Below are 19,993 nucleotides of genomic sequence, written 5' to 3'. Positions count from 1 at the left end.
TTACGCGGACACCAGCCGGTCGTAAGGATCTGCCGCCGCCGCCGCCGCCGCCTCCGGCCGGTCCGCGGCGGCGGGATCCGGGACGCCCGCTCCGCCCGTGACGGCGAACGAGAGCGGCCGCCCGTACCGGTCCGCCGCCACCGAGCCCACGTCGAGGGACGCGCCGAGCCGGCCCGAGAGCGGATCCTCGTGCAGTCCGAAACGCATGAGGCGGGTGGTGCCCTGCAGGTGGTCCCACTCCGGGCCGCCCGCGGGCCGGAACGCCCGCTCGAACGCCTCCCGCAGCAGGCGGCTGAACTCCTCCACCGCCCCGCCCAGCTCCGGCACGTCCGGCCGCAGCCCCCGGCGCACCCGCGCCAGCTGCTGCACCACCGCGGTCCGGGCCGGCTGCGCCACCGCCTCCAGCACGAAGTCCGCGGGCAGCCGCGAGAGCAGGAACGGGTCGAGCAGCGCACCGGGCAGTGCGCCCTGGTCGAGCAGCCGGGGATGCGCGCCCTGCGGCAGGTCCCCCGCCTCCCGCGGCCTGGCCACGCCGGCCCCCAGGACCCGGGGCAGGGCGGTGCGGTACGCGTCGATGGCCCAGTCGTCGAGCGACTGCAGCGCCAGCACGACACCGGTGTGCCGGCCGGCCGCGGTGGCACGGTACGAAGCGATCCACCCGCGGAGTTCGATGTGCAGCAGCCGCGGCTGCTCCGCCGCCCACTGCCGGGCCTCGGCCAGCGCGGACCGCACCGGCTCCGCAGCCTCGCCCAGGGCGGCGTCGATGCGGGCCAGGACCCCGTCGCGGAAGGCCTCGCCGACCGCCGACACGTCGTACGGGACGGTACGCCCGGCGGTGAGGGCGTCCAGCCGGCCGACGTACGCGCGGTCCGGCACGTTGTTGACCTGCTTGGCCGCATGGTCGTCCCGGATGCCGAGGAGGGTGCTCCCGGCGCGCCGGGCCACCCGGATGCGGCCCTCCTGCAGGAGGGGTGCGAGGTCCGCGAGGACCGTGCTGCCGTGCGCCTGCGGCGCGTCCGCTCCGCCGTCGCCTTCGGCCGGTGAGATCAGGCTGCGGAAGTACTTGTTGTTGAGGCTCTGGGAGTCGCCCACGAGCAGTGCGTCGGCGAGCAGCACGTGCAGCAGCACCCGGGAGCGCAGGTCCGCGGCGTGCACCAGCGGTCCGACCGGGTTGGGTTCGACATCGGAGAGGTAGATGCTCTCCACGTGACCGTCAGGGACATCCGAGCGCATGGCGTTTCCCCTTCGCCGGAGCGGCTTGGTCCGAGCGGGTGGCAGCCCCGGAGACGGCCACCGGCCCGTCGTGCGAGCGTGCGCCGGGAGCTCACCGGTCGGCGCCGGCGTCCCCTGCCTCTGCCTCTGCCCCTGCCTCTTCCTCGGCTTCCTCCGCGGCTGCGACCGATACGGCCGCGTCCCCGTCCTTGCGCCAGGTCGCCGAGACCTTGAGGTTCGCCTTGCCGCTGGAAGCGGTGACGACGCTCACGAGGAGGCCCGACTTGAGGGACAGCTCGATGCCGAACTCGACGGTCACCTCGTCGGGGGCGGCCTTCCGCAGCCCGGCCCGCACCGTGCCGGCGACCGCCTCCAGCGTCTGCGGCAGGTCGTCCAGGCGGTGCTTGACGCTGCCGAACGAGGCGTCCACCGGGCCGCCCGCGCCGTCGTCCTCCACCCGCACCCATAACGTCCCGCCGTCCGGCGTCTGGACCTCGACTATCTCCGACATGCGTCTCCTCGGTGCGTTAGGGTCCCCGGCAGGGGGTGGATGCGGTGAACGTACGCCTGGTCGAGAACGTCTATCTGTCCGATGTGGAGCCCCACTCCGCCGCGCCGATCGACGGCGCAGCGGACTTGAGGGCCAGGATCCTGCTGCACGTGCTCTTCTGTGACAGCCTACTGATCGGGGACTCGCAGAGCCTCAACAACCGTTATTTCCGGTTATTGGTGACGGATCATCAGAAGACTGACGAGGATGGTTCCGAGACGGCCGGGCGGCAACTGTGCGATCTGGCACCCCTGTTGACGGAGGGGCGGATCCGCGTGGCGCTCCGTACCGGGTCCACCCTCCACGAGATCCGCAGCGACCACGCGGCCAGGAACGTCGACAACGTGCCGGACCCGGCCTACGTGGACGGGCTCCACGCCATGACGGACGGCCGCGTGGTGCCGTACGACGGCACGGCGGTCTCGGCCGCCTTCAAACAGGGCGTGCTGGACCGCATCGACCGGGCGCTGGAACACGCCCGCGGCGAGGCGTTGTCGACGCTGCGCGCGGTCCGCGACTGGGCCGGGGAACAACAGCCCCTGGAGTACAAGGCGATCCGTGACCGGCTTGCCGACCACCGGGCCGGCCGGCCGCAGGCAGGTGCCGATGTCGTGCTCGCCCTGCAGTGGGTGGACCAGTGGGCCGGGGAGTCCTACCGGCAGGCGCTGCCGTGGGCCCTTGGCGCAGCCGTGGCCGCCCCGCGCGACGAGGTGGACGCCCTCCCGGAGGCAAGCCGCCGGCCGCTGCTGGAACTGCGCGGGCTGGCGCCCGCGCTGCTCGACGGGCTGCTGCTGTCCCTGCTGCCGGTGGACGTGCTCCTCGATGCAGTGGCGCAGCCCTCCCGCAACGCACTGGTCGGGGAACTCGCCCGGATCCGCCGGGGACAGCAGCCCGACATCGGTGTGCTCGGCTCCGCGGCCGAGGAGTTCAGCGCGTGGACGGCCGAGGCCTGCACGCGGGTGTTCCGTGCGCAGGGCGGCCGGGCCTGGCACCACCTGCAGGGCGAGGAGCGGCTGATGCGGCTCGGTGTGGACGAGGACCCCACGGCGGGCCGGCTCGGCGCAGGCCTGGAACTGGTGCACGCCCCCGGCAGCCGTGCAGCGGCCCTCTCGTTGCACGTGCTGAGCAGCGCCTCGGCCAGTGCGGCCCCGCCGACCGTGCCGCGGCCCCGGCGGCCGCTGCACGAGCTGGATCCGCTGCGCCGGCAGGTCAGCCTCTGACGGCCTGATCGCCCCCGGCGGCTACGGAGTTGCCGGGGAGGTGGGGGAGGGTACGGGCACGGGTGTCTCCAGTGCAGCTGTCGCCATGGCGAAGGCGGCGATGGTGATCGCGCAGCCGATCCGTCCCTCCCGCAGCCACGCGGCCATCGTGCCGGGTGCCGCCCACACCGGCCGGGCGACCGACTCGGAGGCCTCCGGCCGGGCGGCCGTCCGGCGTCCGGGGTCCACCTCCGCCAGGCAGACGTGCGTCTGGGTGCCGATGAGGCCGGTGTCGGCGTGCAGCACTCCGACCTTCCGCACCGACAGGGCGACCAGGCCCGCCTCCTCCTCCAGTTCTCGGGCGGCCGCGGCCGCCGGGTCCTCGCCGGCGTCGCAGCCGCCGCGCGGGAACTCCAGCGACACTGCTCCGACCGGATACCGGTACATCGGCAGCAGGGCCAGCCCCTCCGGTCCCACGGGTACGACGACGACCCCCTGCTGGTTCCACTGCCAGCGGAGGTAACGGCCTCCGCTCCCGCCGGGGAAGGCGACCTCGTCGTCGTACAGGCGGCCGAACCGGTTCCCGTAGACCTCGACGGCGCGTTCCCGCCGGATCGGTGCCGGCACGGCGGGCGTCGTCTGCTCGGTGGTCATGGCTCTCCTCGGAGTCGTTGCGCCGGTCCGGCACCGGCAGCCTTCACGGATCATCGTGCCCGGTCGGCGTCAGTGACTCCAACGCCGTCTGCCAGCGGCGCTGTTCGTGGGAGAACCCGGCCACTTCGGTGCTGAGTGCGGTCAGCATGCGCAGCGCGCTCAGCCGCGTGGCGCGGTGCACGGGGTCCGTGCCGGGGAGTCCGCCGAGCAGGATGGCGGCCTCCCTCAGGACCAGGTACGCCTCGCGGTCGGAGCCGGCCCGGATCAGGCCGCGGGCATGCCGGTACAGGGCGGTCGGCAGCCGGCCGACGTAGCGCTCGGGCTGGCGTTCGGTGAGGTCCCGCAGGAGTGCCACGGCCTGGCCACCCGTCCGTACCGCCCCGTCGAGGAGTCCCGTGCGCTGCCGGCACTCGGCGAGCACTTCGAGGCAGTCGAGCAGAATGTCCTCCTGCCGCACGCCCGGCTGTGCCTCGAGGCACAGGACCACGCTCCGGTGGGCCTCCTCCGTGGCCGCGTGGACCTGGCCGTCCGTCAGCCGCAGCAGGGCGAGCGTGCTGAGGGCGGCGGCGGTGTTCAGCAGGAGCAGCTGACGCCCGTCGGCACCGGGCGGTGCCCCTGCGAGCAGCTGCTCGTACAGGGTGACGGCAGACCGGCCTTCGGCGAGGGCGGACGCGGTCGCGCCGGACCGGTTCAGGAACAGGCTCAGGTTGTTCAACGCGGCCGCGTGCTCGGCGAGATGGCGTTCGGTCCGCTGGAAGAGGTCGCGGCTGAGGTCGACGGCCTCGCGGGCGGCGGCCAGCGCGGTGTCCCGGCGGCCCGTTTCCTCGCTGCGCAGGCTGTACCGGACGAGCCGGCGCAGCCGCAGCAGCTGCCGGTCCTCGGTGAACTCGGCGTCCGCCGGCTCCAGCAGGCGGCCGAGGACCACGGTCGCGAGGCCGGACAGGCTGGACGGATGGTCCGGCAGCAGGGCGTCCACCGTTTCCAGGAGCTCCCGGCCGGCGTCCGTCAGGAACGGCAGGGCGAGCGCGGCCAGCGGCTCGGCGTGAGGTAGACGGGCGCCGGTGACCGTCAGCGCGGGCAGCAGTACGGCCGGCCGCTTTCCGATCGCCTTCCGCAGTGCGTCGTCCAGGGCCGCGTGCGCGGGGTGGTGCTCGATCCGGCCGACGGCTGTGCAGCCCCGGGCCCGGGCCAGGATCTCCAAGGTGTCGGCGGCTGCCAGGAGCCGTACGGCGGGGTCGCCGGACGTGCTGGCTTTCAGGATCCTGGACAGGTAGGCGCCGGCCTTTCCCGAGCTTTCCGGGGTGCTCAGCACCCTGCGGACGAGGATCTCGCCGATCCGGTCCGGCTCAAGCGGCGCGACCCGGCCGTCGGGGGCGGGATACAGCTCGCGGAGGCGTGCGTGCACTCCGGTCATGTCCACCTGCGGCCGGTCGGGGAAGGCGGCCTTGTGGACCTGACGGAGGAGTTTGGTCAGGGCGGGGCCGGCGAGCCCCTGGGCCAGGGTGGGGACGAGGAGCAGGCCGTCGGACACGCGCTCGCCGTGTGGGCCGGCCAGGGCCGCCCCTGCCGGCATGTCCGTGGCGACCAGCGTGTGCCAGCCCCGCAGCTCGTGGTCGCAGACGCGCTCCAGCGGGTCCCCGCGATCGGGCCAGGTCTGGCCGTGGCTGAGAGTGAGGACGGCGTCCAGGGCGAGCGCGAGGACGTCCAGGAGGGAGTCCTGCCAGTCGGCCCGTGCTTCCAGGTTTCCGGGAGGGCAGAGCCATCCGCAGTCGAGGCGGTCGGCGAACACGGCGAACGCCCGTCGCGCCAGGGCGGCGTTGCCCTCCGTCGCAATGGTCCGGGGCAGGGCGACCACGCTGGTCTCGGGGAGCACCGGGTCGTCGACGCGGCTGCGGAGCGCCTCGAAGAGCGGCTCGTCCGACCGGGCGAGGAGGAGGAGCCGCAGGTGGATCCGTTCCGGCCCGTGGCGGTCGACGTGGTCGAGGAGGGCGACGATCTCCTCGATGCGGGCCTGTGCGTAGTCGAAGACGACGAGCGCGCGCAGGCCCACGTCCAGTGCGTCGGCCAGTTCCTCCAGCCACTCCCGGCGCACCGGCGCGTCCTTCTCCACGAACCCGGCGACCCAGCCCTGCTCCGTGAGCGTGCGGCACACCTCCGCGGCGAGCCGGGTCTTCCCGGCGCCGCCGGGGGCGTGCAGCAGCCGGAGCCGGTGCTCGGCATCCGCCTCGCACCACGCCAGCAGCTCCGCGAGCTCGGGTCGCGGCACGAACGGCATGACCCCCTGGGAGAGCATCTGGGCCGGGGTGCTCCGCGCGGCGCCGCCGCGGGCGCTGCGCCGGGCACTGCGGGAGGCGCCGAAGAGGGCGCTCTGCCGGCGGGCCCGGCCGAGGGCGGCGTCACACCACGGGGTGCCTGGAACATGGGCCCGGTCGTTGTCGGCGGCGAGGTCGGGGAAGTGGTCCCGGACGGCCTGCACCGGCACCAGCCAGCCGCCCTGCGGGCTGCGCTCGTCCCGGGACGCCTTGAGCAGTCCGCAGACCCGGCCCGTGCGCAGGTCCAGTACCGGGCCGCCGCTGAACCCCTGGAACACCGTGTCCCATTGCAGCCGGACGAACTGGCCGCTCCGGCCGGCGACCACCAGGTGCAGGGTGTCGGGCTGCTCCCCGGGTTCGAGGGTGTGCCGGCTGAAACCGTGCACGGCGACTTCGTCGCCGGGCGGCGGGGTCTCGTCGCCGAGCCAGACCCCGATCCCGGGCACCGGGCTCTGCAGCCGTAAGCAGGCGAGGTCGGGATAGGCGTACACGGGTCCGCTGCCGCGGTCCTCGGGCGCGGTCGCGACCACGTCCGCCGCGATGGCGCCCCCGGGGGTCAGTACCTGTGCACGGGTGTGCCCGTGCACGACGTGTGCGCAGGTCAGCACGGTGTCCTCGGCCACGAGGAACCCGCTGCCGAAGCCGGTGTCCGACGTGCGGACCACGACCACCTGCTCGCCGATCAGCCGGATCAGCTCGCGCCGCCGCTCCGTCTCCTGGTCGCTCCCCATGCCCCCACCCGTGTCGTGAACCCCGCCGCTGCCAGCAGCCGATCAGCCGGTGAGCCGATGGGCTGATGAGCTGATCTTGCCGTGGTGCGGAGGGCCCCGGGAATAGTTCCGTGGAGGCCGCCGTTCGAGGGTATAGTTGAATCATCAACAACCTCGGAAGGGGAGTCATGCAGTTCGGGATCTTCACCGTCGGTGACGTCACGATCGACCCGACGACCGGACGCGCGCCGAGCGAGCACGAGCGGATCAAGGCCATGCTCGCCATCGCGCAGAAGGCCGAAGAGGTCGGCCTCGACGTGTTCGCCACCGGCGAGCACCACAACCCGCCGTTCGTGCCCTCCTCGCCGACGACGATGCTCGGCTACATCGCCGCGCGCACCGAGAACCTCATCCTGTCCACGTCGACCACGCTGATCACCACGAACGACCCGGTGAAGATCGCCGAGGACTTCGCGATGCTCCAGCACGTCGCCGACGGCCGGGTCGACGTCATGATGGGCCGCGGCAACACCGGCCCGGTCTACCCCTGGTTCGGCAAGGACATCCGCGACGGCATCGACCTCGCCATCGAGAACTACGCCCTGCTGCGCCGCCTGTGGGACGAGGACGTCGTCACCTGGAAGGGCAAGTTCCGCACTCCCCTCCAGTCCTTCACCTCGACCCCGCGCCCGCTGGACGGCGTCGCTCCCTTCGTCTGGCACGGCTCCATCCGCTCCCCGGAGATCGCCGAGCAGGCCGCCTACTACGGCGACGGCTTCTTCCACAACAACATCTTCTGGCCGGCCTCCCACACGCAGCAGATGGTGAACCTGTACCGGCAGCGCTACGCCCACTACGGGCACGGCACCCCCGAGCAGGCGGTCGTCGGACTCGGCGGCCAGGTGTTCATGCGCCGCAACTCCCAGGACGCGGTGCGCGAGTTCCGCCCGTACTTCGACAACGCACCGGTCTACGGACACGGCCCCTCCCTGGAGGAGTTCACCCGCGAGACCCCGCTGACCGTCGGCTCGCCGCAGCAGGTCATCGAACGGACCCTGTCCTTCCGTGACTACGTCGGCGACTACCAGCGCCAGCTGTTCCTGATGGACCACGCGGGCCTGCCGCTGAAGACCGTGCTGGAGCAGCTCGACCTGCTCGGCGAGGAAGTCGTACCGGTCCTGCGCAAGGAGTTCGCGAGCCTGCGCAAGGCCGGGGTGCCGGACGCGCCGACCCACCCGGCCCGGGTCGCGGCGGCGGCCGAGGAGGCCCGCAAGGGCAAGGAAAAGGAAGAGGTGCAGTCGTGAAACTCGTCGTCGTATCGGCAGGCCTGAGTTCGCCCTCCTCGACCCGGCTGCTCGCCGACCGGCTCGCGGCCGCGACCGTCGCGCACGTCGACGCCGAGCCCGAGGTGATCGAACTCCGGGACCTGGCCACGGAGATCGCCCGGCACTTCGTCACCGGCTTCCCGCCGGCCCGGCTGGCCGCCGCGCTCGACGCGGTGGCCGCCGCGGACGGCCTGATCGCCGTGACCCCGGTGTTCGCGGGCTCGTACAGCGGCCTGTTCAAGTCCTTCTTCGACCTCATCGACAAGGACGCCCTCACCGGCAAGCCGGTCCTGATCGGCGCGACCGGCGGCACCGCACGCCACTCCCTGGTCACCGAGCACGCCCTGCGCCCGCTGTTCACGTACCTGCGCGCGCTCGTGCTGCCCACCGCCGTCTACGCGGCATCCGAGGACTGGGGCGACGACGGACTCGCCGGCCGGATCACCCGGGCGGGCGTGGAGCTGGCCCGGTTCATGGCGCCCGCCACCGAGGACCGCGCGCCGGACGTGGACACCGCCGCGGCGATCGCCCCGCGCTCGCTGACCGGCGCCATCACCTCGGTGGACCCGCTGGACGGGTTCCGGGTGGTGCCCTTCGAGCAGCGGCTGGCCGCCCTGCGGGCCGAATAGGCAGGTCCGGGTACCGCCCCCGGGCCGTCGCGAGACGACGGCCCGGGGGCGGTTTTCCGTGCCCGCGGACGTCAGGCGGACGGAAAGGGTCCGGTGAGGGGCGCGTAGACGCCCGCCCGGCCCGCCGCCGCCGCGCCCGCCGCGGCCCGGCGCGGCAGCTCCGGGTCCGGTGCCGCCCGCAGGAGCAGCAGCTCGTGGTACACCGGGGCGGTGGCCGCGACGAGCAGCGCCCGGGCGTCGGACGCCGCCGGCAGCTCGCCGCGCTCGACGGCCCGGTCCGTCACCACCGCGCAGCGGGCATGGCGGTCCTCCCAGAAGCGGGACAGTGCGCCGGCCGCCTCGGATGAGCGGAAGCCCGCCGCGATCAGTGCCGCGGTCAGGCCGGGGCCGCCGGCCAGCGCCTCGTAGACCTCCTGGTTGAGGGCGGTCAGATCGCCCTCCAGCGAACCGGTGTCCGGCGGGCGCCACGTGTCGTCGGAGGCGGCGTCGAGCACGTCCGCCAGCAGTCCGCCGACGTCCCGCCAGCGCCGGTACACGGTGGTGCGGTGCACGCCCGCGCGCTCGGCGACCGCGTCCACGGTCAGCCCGTCGTACCCGCCCGCCACCAGCAGCTCGCCCACCGCCGCCAGGACCTGCGCGCGGACCCGGGCGCTGCGGCCGCCGGTACGGCGCCGTGGCGCGGCCGGATCCCGCCCCTCGCCGTGGCCGGTTTCCTCGCTTGCCTCTGCATCAGCATCCATGCAACGATCTTAACGCAACATCAGTCGCAATAAGGAGTCCTCCGATGGTCCTCATGACGTTCGACCGCCACCCCGCCATCCTCCGCACGCACCCCGAACGCCCGGAGCCGCTCCATGACCGCACAGCTCACCGCGACTGACCTCACCAAGTCCTACGACGGCCGCACCGTCCTCGACTCCGTCGGCCTCTCCGTCACCGACGGCACCCGCCTCGGCATCGTCGGCGAGAACGGATCCGGCAAGTCCACCCTGCTCCGGCTCCTCGCCGGCGCCGAAACCCCCGACCGCGGCACGGTCACCGCCCGCGCCGACGGCAGCACCGGGTACCTCGCCCAGGAGGAGACCCTCCCCGCCCACCTGACCGTCCAGCAGGTCATCGACCGCTCCCTCGCCGCACTCCACGCCATGGAGCGCAGGATGCGACGACTGGAAACCCGGATGGCCGCCGGCGACACCACAGGCGAGGTCCTCACCGCGTACGCCGACCTGCTCACCGCCTTCGAACTGCGCGGCGGCTACGACGCCGACGCCCGCACCGAACGCGCCCTGCACGGCCTCGGCCTCCTCGGACTGCCCCGGGACCGGACCGCCGGCGACCTGTCCGGCGGCGAACAGGTCCGGCTGCGGCTCGCCGCCCTGCTGGCGTCCGCCCCCGGGATCCTGCTCCTCGACGAGCCCACCAACCACCTCGACCACGCCGCCCTGACCTGGCTGGAGGACCACCTCCGCGGCCGCCGCGGCATCACCGTCGCCGTCTCCCACGACCGCCGGTTCCTCGAACGCGTCACCACCGCCCTGCTGGAGGTCGACGCCGACCGGCACCACACCGTCCGCTACGGCAACGGGTACGCCGGCTACCTCGCGGGCCACGCCGCCGAACGGCAGCGCCGCGCCCAGGCCCACGCCGCCTGGACCGCGGAGACCGGCCGGCTGCGCGAGTCCGCGGCCGTCACCGCCCGCCGGGTGGCACCCGGCCGGGCCATGAAGGACGGCAACAAGATGGCCTACGACCGGGCGGCCGGCCGGGTCCAGCAGTCCCTGGCGAGCCGGGTCCGCAACGCCGAGGAACGCCTGACCCGCCTGCTCGCCCACCCGGCGCCCGCACCGGCCGACCCGCTGCGGTTCACCGCCGTACCCCGCACCGCCTCCGCGATCCGGCCGGCGGCCGGACGCCCGGTGCTGGCGGCGGACGGCGTCGCGGTCGAGGGCCGGCTCGCCCCCGTGGACGTGTCCGTGCCCGCCGGCGGCCGGCTCCTGGTCACAGGCCCGAACGGCGCCGGCAAGTCCACCCTCCTCGGCGTCCTCGCCGGCACCACGACGCCGACCCGCGGGAACGTCGTACGGCACGGCCGCACCGGACTGCTGGCCCAGCACGGCCAGGCCGGCCCGCCCGGCCGCACGCTCCTCGCCGCCTTCGCCGACGGCCGCCCCGGCACCCCGGAGGAGCACACCGCGCAGCTGCTGTCGCTCGGCCTCTTCGCCCCCGAACGCCTCACCGCCGCCGTCGGCACCCTGTCCGCCGGGCAGCGGCAGCGGCTGGCCCTGGCCCGCCTGGTCACCGAACCGGCCGACGTGCTGCTGCTGGACGAGCCGACGAACCACCTGTCACCCGCCCTGGCCGAGGAACTGGAGGCCGCGCTCGCCGCCTTCCCCGGCGCCGTGGTGGTCGTCAGCCACGACCGGATCCTGTGCGACCGCTGGCAGGGCCCGCGCCTCGCCCTCACGGCCGCCGAACCGGCCGTGGCCGCACAGGCCTTCGCGCTCTGAAACGGCCGCGGCAGCGCTGAACCCTCGCGCCACGGCCGCCCGCCGGCCGGGCACCGACCACCCCACCCGAGCAAAGGACCCCGCTTGACCGCCGCCACCCCCGCCCGCCTGATCCACACGTACACCGTCCCCACTCCCGGCGCGGGCCCCTACGGCCTGACCGCCGGCCCCGACGGGAACGTCTGGTGCACGCTCGTCCACGCCGGCCGCATCGCCCGCCTCACCCCGGACGGCCGCATCGACGAATTCCGCCTCGACTCGCCCGCATGCGGCCCCAGCCTCATCACCGCCGGCCCCGACGGAGCCCTCTGGTTCACCCGGAACCGCGACCACCGCATCGGCCGCATCACCCCCGACGGACGCACCGGTTCGTACGCCGTGCCGGGCGCCGCCCCCGGCCCGTACGGGATCACGGCAGGCCCGGACGGAGCCGTCTGGTTCGCCACCCTCAACGCAGGAACCGTCGGCCGCCTCACCCCCGACGGCCACCTCACCGAACACCCGCTCCCCGGCGGTGCGGGCTCGTACCCGTCCTTCCTCACCACCACACCCGACGGCGCCCTGTGGTGCACCCTCAACCAGGCCCACGCCCTGGCCCGCATCACGGTCGCCGGCGAGACCGAACTCCACCCCCTGCCCACCGCCGGCGCCGCGCCCGTCGGGCTGACCGCGGCCCCCGACGGCACCCTGTGGTTCGCCGAGATCGGCGCCGGCCGCATCGGCCGCCGCACCCCGCACGGCGACCTGTCCGAATTCCCGCTCCCGGACCCCGGATGCCGCCCGCACGCCGTGGCGGTGGCCCCCGACGGCACCTGCTGGTACACCGCCTGGGCCACCGGCCGGCTCGGCCGCATCACCCCGGACGGCCAGGTCACCGAAACCCCGCTGCCCACCCCCGGCTGCGAACCCCACGGCCTCGCCTTCGCCCCCGACGGCACCCTCTACGTCGCCCAGGAGGACGGCACCGTCACCCGCTGGGACACCGGTACCGGCACGCCGTGAACCCCCGCGGGACACGGCGTACCCGTACCGGGGGGCCTACAGTGCCTCGGACTCCGCCACGTCGCAGTCGGTGAAGACGGGCGGCCGCAGCGACAGCGCCGCGAGCTTCCCGGACAGCTCGGTCGTCTCCGGCGCGTCGCTGTTCGCCATGGCGTCCTCGTACGAGTCGAACTCGAACACGGCCAGGTACCGGTTCGGATTGGCCCGGTCCCGCAGCAGCGTCCGGTGGGTGGGGCCGAGCTTGCGCCCGGCCGCCCGCGCCGCCTCCTCGTACCGGCGGATCAACTCCCGCATCTCGTCGGCACGCTCGGTCTCGAAGTCGCCCGTCCAAGCAAGCACCGACCCCCGGGTAGGGCAACTCCGGACCTGCGTGCGACCGGGCGGTGTCAGCGCCCCAGGCGGGCGTCGAGCCAGGTGGTGATCTCTTCGGTCACCGGGTCGGTGATGTCCGCGAACTCCTGGTGGCGGGTGAGGAATCCGGCGACGTACGGGCAGACGGGGACGATCCGCAGGCCCGCGGCGCGCACGTCGGTGAGGGCCTGCTCGACGAGGATCGAGGCGAGCCCCTGGCCGGCGTACGCGTCGTCGATCTCGGTGTGGAAGAACACCCGCTGGTCGCCGCGGTCGCGGTAGGCGGTCAGACCGGCCCGCTCCCCGTCGACGAGGATCTCGTAGCGGTGGCGGGCGTCGACGTTGCGGACGACGGGGGCGGCGTTGGCCGGCCGGCTCATGGCGGACCTTTCGGTGGGAGGGTCGGGAGGGTCGGGAGGGTTCAGCGGGGGTTGCGGCGCGGTGTCAGGACCGCGTTCGGCAGGGCGGGGGCCGGCAGCCTGGGGCCGGGGTAGCCGTCGACGGTGCCGAAGCGGTCGGAGGCCCGCTCCCAGTCCGCCCGGGCCGCCACGATGTCCTCGTGGCTGCGGCCGATGAAGTTCCACCACATCACGATCTCCTCGTCGAACGGCGGGCCGCCCAGGAGGACCGCACGGGCCGGGCGGCCGGACTCGTTGACGAGGGTGAGCGTGCTGCGGCCCGGGGAGGCGTAGCCGAGCTCGGCGGGGCGCAGGGACGTGCCGCCGAAGCGGACGGTGCCCTCGTCGACGAGCAGACCGTGCTCGAACTCCGCCGCGACGTCGAGGGTGACCTCGGCACCCGCGTCGAGGACGACCTCGGCGCCGAGCAGCGGCGTGAAGGTGCGCACGGGCGAGGTCTCCCCGGCGAGGCTGCCGAGGAACACGCGCAGCTCGGCCCCGTCGATCCGGAGCCTGCCGGGCGCGTGGTGCTGGAAGTCGCGCGGCGCGTGCCGGTGTTCGGCGGGGAGGGCGACCCAGAGCTGGACGCCGTGCAGCACGGTGGTGCCGGGGGTGGAGACCTCCGTGTGGCTGATGCCGAGGCCGCCCGTCATGAGGTTCAGCTCGCCCGGCCGGACGAACGCATGGCTCCCGAGGCTGTCACGGTGCTCGATCTCGCCGCTGAACAGCCAGCTCACCGTCTGGAGCCCGGTGTGCGGGTGCGGTGCCACGTCCATCCCGCCGGTCTCCGCGACCCGGTCCGGCCCGTAGTGGTCGGCGAAGCACCAGGCCCCGATGAGCGTCCGCGCCCGCTGCGGCAGCGTCCGCCGCACGGTCATCGCCCGGACTCCGCCCAGGGGTACGTCCCGGGCCGTGAGGACCTCGATCTCCTGGTCGCCCATGCGTCGGCCCCTCTTTCCACCCGGATGGTTGCACTTTCAAATGATCATACGCCGTACGGGTGCCGGAACGGCCGGTTCCCGGTCGACCGGTACGGAAAGAGGTCCCCGAGCACTGCGGGACGTAGGACTCCCGGCACTTCGACCGGGGGAGGCGGGCGCCCGAGGCGTGCGACCACGATGTGCGGGCCCACCAGCCGACACCCCGGAAGGACCCCCGCCGCCCATGCCCCGCGAAGCGGACCGCACCCTGCGCCGAACACTGCTCAGCCCCGCCCTCTGGGCCGTACCCGCCGGGCTGGTCGCCGTCCTGGCCCTGCTGCTGTCGCTGATCTACATGGGAGGGATCCTCGACCCGCGCGGGGACATGAAGAACCTGCCCATCGGACTCGTCGACGAAGACCGGGGCGCGCCGGGCACGGACCCGCTCGGCCCGCGCATCGCGGACTCCATCCGCGCAGCCGACCCGGAGCGGCACGTCGCGTGGAAGCCCCTCGGCAGTGCCGAGGCCCATCGCGAACTGGCGGCCGACAAGCTGTACGGGATCCTCGTGATCCGGCCGGAGTTCACCGCCCGGGTGCAGGCACTCACCACCGCCGGCGCCCCGCATGCCCCCGCAGCTGCCCGGCCGCGCATCGACGTCCTGACCAGCCCCGGCGCCGGAAGCCTGGGCTCCTCACTGGCCGCCTCCGCCATGCAGCAGGCGGCGCACACGGCGTCCGCGGCCCTCGGCGCCGACCTCCTCGCACGCCCCGCCGCGGCCGGCACGACCGGCCCGGCGGCGCGCCTGCTGCTCGCCGACCCCGTGCAGGTCACCGTCTCCGTGGGCCACCCCATCGGCGAGCGCACCGGCATGGGGCTGTCCGCCTTCTACTACGCGCTGCTGCTGGTGCTGATCGGCTTCCTGACGGCCGGCATCGTCAGCAACGGCACGGACATCGGCCTCGGGTACGCCGCGAGCGACGTCGGGCCGCTGCGCACGCACCGGCCGGCCGTGCCCGTCACCCGGCGCCAGGTCTTCCTCGCCAACACCGGCTACACGGTGGCCCTCGCCCCCGTGACCGCCTCCCTGCTGATGGCCGTCACCGTCGGCTTCCTCGACATGGACGCCGGCCACCTGCCGCTGCTGTGGCTCTACTCCGTCTGCGCCACCGCCGCGGTCGGCGTGGGCGCCCAGGCCCTCACCTCCGCTCTGGGCGGGCTCGGACAGCCGGTCGCCATGCTGCTCTTCATCGCCCTGGCCCTGCCGTCCTCGGGCGGCACGGTCCCCCTCCAGGCGGTCCCGTCCGCGTACCGGCTGCTGGCGGAGTTCGAACCGATGCGCCAGGTCACCGACGGGGTCCGGGCCATCCTCTACTTCGACGCCCAGGCCGGTGCCGGGCTCTCCCGGGCCTGGGCGATGACCGGCGCCGGCCTGGCCGCCGCACTCCTGCTCGGGCTGGCCGTGACCACGTTCTACGACCGACGGGGGCTCCACCGGGTCGCCCGCTGAAGACGGCGGTCCGGCGGACGCGCGAGCGGCCCGTCCGCCGGACCGCCCCCAGGCCCGCGTCCCGTCCGTGACGCGGGCCGCGCTCATCCCCCCGATCCGCCGGTCGGGGGAGGGACCGGCGGCGCCGGGGCGGCGGACGATCGACGGGATCATCCGTCTCCCCTCCAGGACGTCCCATGAACGCACACGAGCTGCCCGTCGGCTGCGCCTGCAGCGCAGCCGACGCCGTCCTCCTGGCCCTCTCCCGCACCCCGGCCGGCGCCGTCCCGGCCGCCACCGGCGCACCGGGCGCCCGCCCCGTGCAGCCTGAGCCGGCCGGCATCCCGGCCGCGCAGACCGACCGGGGGCAGTCCGGTGCTCCGGCGCACTGAGCTGCGACGACGGCTGCGTCCCGTCCTCTGCACGGGTGTCGGCGTGCTGTGCCTGGCCGGCTACGTAGGCCTCCTGAGCGGTGCACCCGCGGTGCACGCAGCGGACTCCCCGGACGTCTCCCGCGCCCCGGCAGCGGCCGCGTACGGGAGCATCGCCGCCGGCCAGCGGTGCACCGCGCCGGCCGGCGCGGCAGCCGACTGCATGGCGCCCGCCCACCCCGAACTCGGCACCGTCCCGCGCACCATGGTCGTCACCGTGGAGAACCGCTCGCCCGACGGGGCCGGACTGCTGCTCGGCGCTGCGTCCGCCCACGGGCCGGTCCGGTGGAAGCACGGCCCTGCGGAGCCGGGCGCGCGCGTGCTGCTCGCCGTACCGCGCGGCGGCTCCGTGCACGTGAAGGGGGCGGCCCCAGGCAGGCCCGCGGTGGCGGAGGTCGCGGGGGTCGACGACGCGGTGCGGCCCCGTCAGATGTGCGAGGCGTCCGGCCAGGACACCTGGTGCGTCGCGTCCCAGCAGCTCGGGGTGTTCGCCGGCCGGTCCGTGACGGTCACGGCCACCGGGGACCGGCCCGCCGTCTTGCACGAGGACTCGGTGACCGCGCCGCCCGTCACGCTGGCCCCGGGGCAGCGGCTGAAGCTGCCCGCGGGGCTCCGCGAACTTGTCGTCGCGCCCCGTTCGGGCGTCGAGGTGACCGAGGTGTCCGCCGCACCCGCGCGGTGAGCAGGCCGGCGCCCGGACGGGTCTCGTGTGGCCGCTTCGACCGGGCACGGGGCCGGCGGTCGCCACGGCCGGCCGCCGGTGCCCGTCCGGGCGTGAACGTGCCCGGACTCCTGGCCGCGGGACGCCGGGCCGTGCCGCGGCGGCACCTACCGTTCCGGGTGTCGGGAAGGCCCGGCGAGCGGGAGACAGCGGAGGGCCGCCCATGCCGGAATCAACCCGGCCGACCACCTCGTCGGCCACGGGCGAGGGGCGCTGCGGGCAGGCCCGGGAGCACCCCCGCCGGCCGGCGGGGGAGCCGGTGTCACGCCGGGCGCCCGGACTGCGCAGAGGCACGAGCGGGCGGGCGGACCACGACCCGGCTGCCCACGGCCCGGCTGCCCACGATCGGGCGGGCCTGGCGGCTGCACTGGACGTCGGCTCGCTGGAACTGCACTACCAGCCCCAGGCATCCCCTTCCGGCAGGCCCGTCGGCACGGAAGCGCTGCTGCGCCCCCGCGGCCGGGACGGCCGCACGCAGTCGCCGGTTCCGGTGGTCGAACGCGCCGAGTGCACCGGGCTGATGCCGCGCCTGACGCAGTACGTCCTCGACGCGGCGCTCGCGCGGGCGGCCGCCTGGTACGGGACGGGACTCGCCCTGCCGGTAGCGGTCAACGTGCCGCCGACCGCCGCCTCGGCGCCGGGGTTTCCGGCGGCGGTACGCGACGGCCTGCGGCGGTACGGTCTGCCCGGCCGGATGCTGACGGTCGAGCTGACGGAGGGCGCGGACACGCGTGACGTGCCGGCGCTGGCCGCCGCCCTGGACGAACTCCGTACCGAAGGGGTCCGGGTGTCCCTCGACGACTTCGGGACGGGGTACTCGTCGATCGCCCGGCTGCGGCAGCTGCCCGTGGACGAGCTCAAGATCGACCGGTCGTTCGTCGCGCGGATCGCCGACGATCCGCGCGATGCGGCGATCGTCCGCTGCTCGGTGGACCTGGCGCGCTGCCTGGGCCTGGACGTGGTGGCCGAGGGTGTGGAGACCGAGGCGCAGCTCGCCCTGCTCGCCGGCTGGGGGGTGGGCGCGGTGCAGGGCTGGTGGGTGTCCCGGGCGCTGCCGGCGGCCGCGGCGACCGCGTGGCTGCGGCGGGCGGCAGCGCTCCGGTGACGGCAGTGCTCGCCGCCACCGGAGCGGTGGGACGGGCCGGTCAGCGGACGCTGCGCGCCGCGTCCAGGATGAGGTCGCTCACCGCGTTCGGCTGCGAGACGGCGGCGGCGTGCGAGGCGTCCACCTCCACCGTGTGCGAGCCGGCGCGCTCGGCCATGAAGCGCTGCGCCGCGGCCGGGATGGCCTGGTCCTGCCGGGCCACGAGGTACCAGGACGGCAGGTCCCGCCAGGCGGCCGCGGCGCTCCGGTCGCCCAGTGCGCCCGCGTCGATGGGCCGCTGGGTGGCCGCCATGACGGACGTCTTCCAGGCCGGCAGGTCACCGGCGAACGACTCGCGGAACTTGTCCGGCTTGATGGACAGCTCGGTGCCCGCCGTGCCGTCGGCGCGGTTGTAGGGCGTGGCGTCGAGGGACTCGGGGAGCCGGCTGCCGGGGAACCGGCCGAGCACGTCGTTGGCGCTCTCGTCCTTGTCCGGGGCGATCGCAGCAATGTAGACGAGTGCCTTGACCTGCGGGGAGCCGGCGGCGGCGTTGGTGATCACTTCGCCGCCGTACGAGTGGCCCGCGAGCACCACCGGTCCGGTGATGCCCTTGAGGAGCCCTGCGACGTAGGCCGAGTCCGAGGCCAGTCCGCGCAGCGGATTGGCGGCGGCGACGACCCGGTGACCGCGGGCCTGGAGGCGCTGGATGACGTCGTTCCAGCCGGAGGAGTCCGCGAAGGCGCCGTGCACCAGGACGACGGTGGGTTTCGGTGCGGGGGCGGGCGAGGCGGCGGCGCCGGTGCCGAGGGCGGCCGTTCCCGCCGCGATGACGGCTGCGGCGGTGAGGGTGGCAGCGGTGCGGTTGATTTTCACGTAACCGATCCTTTCGGGTTCCTTTCGATCCTCTGCGGGGCGGGCCGGGCTGCCATCGGCCCCTCGGCGCGGCCCGGAGCCGGAGTCAGCTGCGCCGCGGGCCTACGCCATCCGGCCGGGCACCTTGCGGCGGACGGGCGACGGTCCCCCCCGGCCCTCCCCCCGATCGGTGGAGGGCCGGGCGCCGCGCCGGGCTCAGCATGGGGCTGTTCCCCCGTACCGCCACCACGGCCCGGCGCCGACGGGAGCGGTCCGTGCATCCCGAGAAAGGCCCGGACGTGAGCAGCAAGCCGAAGAGGTCGCCGGTGGCGGCCGTCGCCGTCCTGGCACTGGCGTGCGGCCTGGGCGCGGTCACGCCCGCCCACGCGGCCGGGAAGCCGTCCGCCGCGGCGGTGACCCGTACCGCGGAGACCGCCGACGGGACCGTCAGCTGTACCGCTCCGAGCGGCGGCCGGGCCGGGGAGCTGGCATCGGACATCGCACAGGCCCTGCGGGACCGCCGCAGCACCGTGTCCCTCGCGCTCGACGACGGCCGCACCGGGACCTCGTGCGTCCTCGGACCGCACCGGCGGTTCGATGCCGCCAGTGTGGTCAAGCCGATCATCCTGGGGGCGCTGCTGTGGACCAGGCACGGTGACCTCACCCCCCAGGAGCGGCAGCTGTCCGACGAGATGATCACCCGGTCGGACAACGACGCCGCGTCCGCGCTGTGGCGTGAGCTGTCCGCCGGGCCGGACGGGGGAGCGTCCCGTCCCGTGAAGGTGCAGCAGTTCCTCACGGCGGCGCACATGAACGCGACCCGGCCGAGCCCCGGCCCGACCTTCGGCCTCACCCGTGTCACGGCCCCGGACCTGATCAGGCTGCTGCGCGTGTTCGACGGCAAGGGCGACCTGCTCACCCCCGCCTCCCGGGCGTACGCGATGCGGCTGATGGCGGGCGTCGACGGCGAGCAGCGCTGGGGCACCCCGGCCGGAGCCCCCGCCGGCTCCGGCGTGCACGTGAAGAACGGCTGGCTCCAGCGCAGCGACGGGGCCGAGAACCCGGCCGACCGGGGCGACTGGAAGATCAACAGCATGGCGGCCTTCACCGGCGCCACGGGCAGCTACCGCCTGGTGGTGCTGACCGAGAACAACCGTGTCACCCCCGGCCACCCCGCCGAGGAGGGCTACCGCTACGGCATCGCGACCATCGAGGGCGTCGCCGTGGCCGTGCACCGCGGCCTCGCCCGGCCCGCGTAGGGCCCGTCCCGCCCCCCGGACATCTCCCGCATCCGCGCCTTGCGCCGCTGCACGAAGTGCTGTCTCTCCCGTCATTCCGTCCGTACCGCCGCCGGTGGTTGGCTGGCACCAGAAACCGGTACGACGGACCAGGAGGCCGACATGGCGGAGACGACGAGCGAGGCGACGGGCACCCTGCTGTGGTGTGCCCCGAGCGGCAGCTTCGCCTTCGTCGCACCGGACGACAGGGACGGCCCCGACCTGTTCGTGCACTGTTCGGACCTGGCCGGGGACGCCCGCGGGGGCGGCCGTCCGGTCGAGGGCGAGGCGGTCGTGTACGAGCTCGGCGCCGGGGCCTCGGGCCCGTGGGCGCGCAACGTCCGCCGGCGTACCTGACTCCGCCTGCGG

The 19,993-nt window shown here is 74.6% G+C and carries 20 protein-coding genes; 11 read left to right on the top strand and 9 right to left on the bottom strand.

Annotation, left to right across the window (positions count from 1 at the left end; all coding sequences use genetic code 11):
- Complete coding sequence (locus LG634_RS22090; RefSeq protein ID WP_226735646.1) at positions 1-1,233, bottom strand: hypothetical protein; 1,233 nt, start codon at positions 1,231-1,233, stop codon at positions 1-3.
- A 91-nt stretch (positions 1,234-1,324) separates the two neighbouring features.
- Positions 1,325-1,723: a CU044_2847 family protein gene (locus tag LG634_RS22085; RefSeq protein ID WP_226735645.1), complete on the bottom strand. Its 399-nt coding sequence runs from the start codon at positions 1,721-1,723 to the stop codon at positions 1,325-1,327.
- Positions 1,724-1,767: 44 nt separating this feature from the next.
- Between LG634_RS22085 and LG634_RS22080 the strand changes: the two genes are divergently transcribed.
- Positions 1,768-2,982, top strand: a complete 1,215-nt coding sequence (locus tag LG634_RS22080) for a hypothetical protein (protein WP_226735644.1) — start codon at positions 1,768-1,770, stop codon at positions 2,980-2,982.
- 21 nt (positions 2,983-3,003) lie between these two features.
- On the opposite strand, the gene LG634_RS22075 is transcribed toward LG634_RS22080, so the two are convergent.
- Together LG634_RS22075 and LG634_RS22070 are read right to left on the bottom strand one after the other, a co-directional pair.
- A complete protein-coding gene (locus LG634_RS22075; RefSeq protein ID WP_226735643.1) occupies positions 3,004-3,615 on the bottom strand; it encodes an NUDIX domain-containing protein in 612 nt (203 codons plus the stop codon).
- A gap of 43 nt (positions 3,616-3,658) precedes the next feature.
- The gene (locus LG634_RS22070) at positions 3,659-6,658 is read right to left on the bottom strand and encodes a S1 family peptidase (RefSeq protein ID WP_226735642.1); all 3,000 of its coding nucleotides are present in this window, start codon (positions 6,656-6,658) and stop codon (positions 3,659-3,661) included.
- A gap of 167 nt (positions 6,659-6,825) precedes the next feature.
- Between LG634_RS22070 and LG634_RS22065 the strand changes: the two genes are divergently transcribed.
- Positions 6,826-7,941, top strand: coding sequence for an LLM class flavin-dependent oxidoreductase (locus LG634_RS22065; RefSeq protein WP_226735641.1), 1,116 nt, complete (start codon positions 6,826-6,828; stop codon positions 7,939-7,941).
- A complete protein-coding gene (locus LG634_RS22060) occupies positions 7,938-8,591 on the top strand; it encodes a CE1759 family FMN reductase (protein ID WP_226735640.1) in 654 nt (217 codons plus the stop codon). The genes LG634_RS22065 and LG634_RS22060 overlap by 4 nt, the downstream gene beginning before the upstream one ends.
- A gap of 71 nt (positions 8,592-8,662) precedes the next feature.
- Here the strand turns inward: LG634_RS22060 and LG634_RS22055 are convergent, their stop codons facing one another.
- Entirely contained in the window at positions 8,663-9,331 is a 669-nt protein-coding gene (locus LG634_RS22055; RefSeq protein WP_226735639.1) for a TetR/AcrR family transcriptional regulator, read from the bottom strand.
- A gap of 114 nt (positions 9,332-9,445) precedes the next feature.
- On the opposite strand from LG634_RS22055, the gene abc-f reads away from it, so the two are divergent.
- A complete protein-coding gene (abc-f, locus tag LG634_RS22050; protein WP_226735638.1) occupies positions 9,446-11,098 on the top strand; it encodes a ribosomal protection-like ABC-F family protein in 1,653 nt (550 codons plus the stop codon).
- An 84-nt stretch (positions 11,099-11,182) separates the two neighbouring features.
- Positions 11,183-12,100 (top strand): Vgb family protein, encoded by a 918-nt coding sequence (locus tag LG634_RS22045; protein ID WP_226735637.1) that lies wholly within the window; start codon positions 11,183-11,185, stop codon positions 12,098-12,100.
- A 36-nt stretch (positions 12,101-12,136) separates the two neighbouring features.
- Here the strand turns inward: LG634_RS22045 and LG634_RS22040 are convergent, their stop codons facing one another.
- Genes LG634_RS22040 through LG634_RS22030 form a run of 3 tightly spaced genes read right to left on the bottom strand, consistent with a single transcriptional unit; the run spans position 12,137 to position 13,790 of the window.
- Positions 12,137-12,439, bottom strand: a complete 303-nt coding sequence (locus LG634_RS22040) for a hypothetical protein (RefSeq protein ID WP_226735636.1) — start codon at positions 12,437-12,439, stop codon at positions 12,137-12,139.
- 47 nt (positions 12,440-12,486) lie between these two features.
- Positions 12,487-12,831: a GNAT family N-acetyltransferase gene (locus LG634_RS22035; protein WP_226735635.1), complete on the bottom strand. Its 345-nt coding sequence runs from the start codon at positions 12,829-12,831 to the stop codon at positions 12,487-12,489.
- A gap of 41 nt (positions 12,832-12,872) precedes the next feature.
- Positions 12,873-13,790, bottom strand: a complete 918-nt coding sequence (locus tag LG634_RS22030) for a pirin family protein (RefSeq protein ID WP_226735634.1) — start codon at positions 13,788-13,790, stop codon at positions 12,873-12,875.
- A gap of 223 nt (positions 13,791-14,013) precedes the next feature.
- Between LG634_RS22030 and LG634_RS22025 the strand changes: the two genes are divergently transcribed.
- The 4 genes from LG634_RS22025 (at position 14,014) to LG634_RS22010 (ending at position 17,515) form a co-directional block, all read left to right on the top strand.
- Positions 14,014-15,279, top strand: coding sequence for a DUF3533 domain-containing protein (locus tag LG634_RS22025; RefSeq protein ID WP_226735633.1), 1,266 nt, complete (start codon positions 14,014-14,016; stop codon positions 15,277-15,279).
- A gap of 176 nt (positions 15,280-15,455) precedes the next feature.
- Positions 15,456-15,650 carry a hypothetical protein gene (locus LG634_RS22020; RefSeq protein ID WP_226735632.1) on the top strand — a complete coding sequence of 65 codons (195 nt, stop codon included), beginning with the start codon at positions 15,456-15,458 and terminating at the stop codon, positions 15,648-15,650.
- Positions 15,634-16,371: a hypothetical protein gene (locus LG634_RS22015; RefSeq protein WP_226735631.1), complete on the top strand. Its 738-nt coding sequence runs from the start codon at positions 15,634-15,636 to the stop codon at positions 16,369-16,371. The genes LG634_RS22020 and LG634_RS22015 overlap by 17 nt, the downstream gene beginning before the upstream one ends.
- 202 nt (positions 16,372-16,573) lie before the next feature.
- Positions 16,574-17,515 carry an EAL domain-containing protein gene (locus tag LG634_RS22010; protein WP_226735630.1) on the top strand — a complete coding sequence of 314 codons (942 nt, stop codon included), beginning with the start codon at positions 16,574-16,576 and terminating at the stop codon, positions 17,513-17,515.
- A gap of 40 nt (positions 17,516-17,555) precedes the next feature.
- Here the strand turns inward: LG634_RS22010 and LG634_RS22005 are convergent, their stop codons facing one another.
- Positions 17,556-18,368: an alpha/beta fold hydrolase gene (locus LG634_RS22005; RefSeq protein ID WP_308072639.1), complete on the bottom strand. Its 813-nt coding sequence runs from the start codon at positions 18,366-18,368 to the stop codon at positions 17,556-17,558.
- 278 nt (positions 18,369-18,646) lie between these two features.
- On the opposite strand from LG634_RS22005, the gene LG634_RS22000 reads away from it, so the two are divergent.
- Both LG634_RS22000 and LG634_RS21995 read left to right on the top strand, forming a co-directional pair.
- Positions 18,647-19,606: a serine hydrolase gene (locus LG634_RS22000; protein WP_226735629.1), complete on the top strand. Its 960-nt coding sequence runs from the start codon at positions 18,647-18,649 to the stop codon at positions 19,604-19,606.
- Positions 19,607-19,747: 141 nt separating this feature from the next.
- Positions 19,748-19,981, top strand: coding sequence for a cold shock domain-containing protein (locus LG634_RS21995; RefSeq protein WP_226735628.1), 234 nt, complete (start codon positions 19,748-19,750; stop codon positions 19,979-19,981).
- Positions 19,982-19,993: the final 12 nt, after the last annotated feature.

The organism is Streptomyces bambusae, from assembly GCF_020532645.1.
Classification (GTDB): Bacteria; Actinomycetota; Actinomycetes; order Streptomycetales; family Streptomycetaceae; genus Streptomyces; species Streptomyces bambusae.
This window is presented reverse-complemented; position numbering and strand designations above follow the sequence as displayed.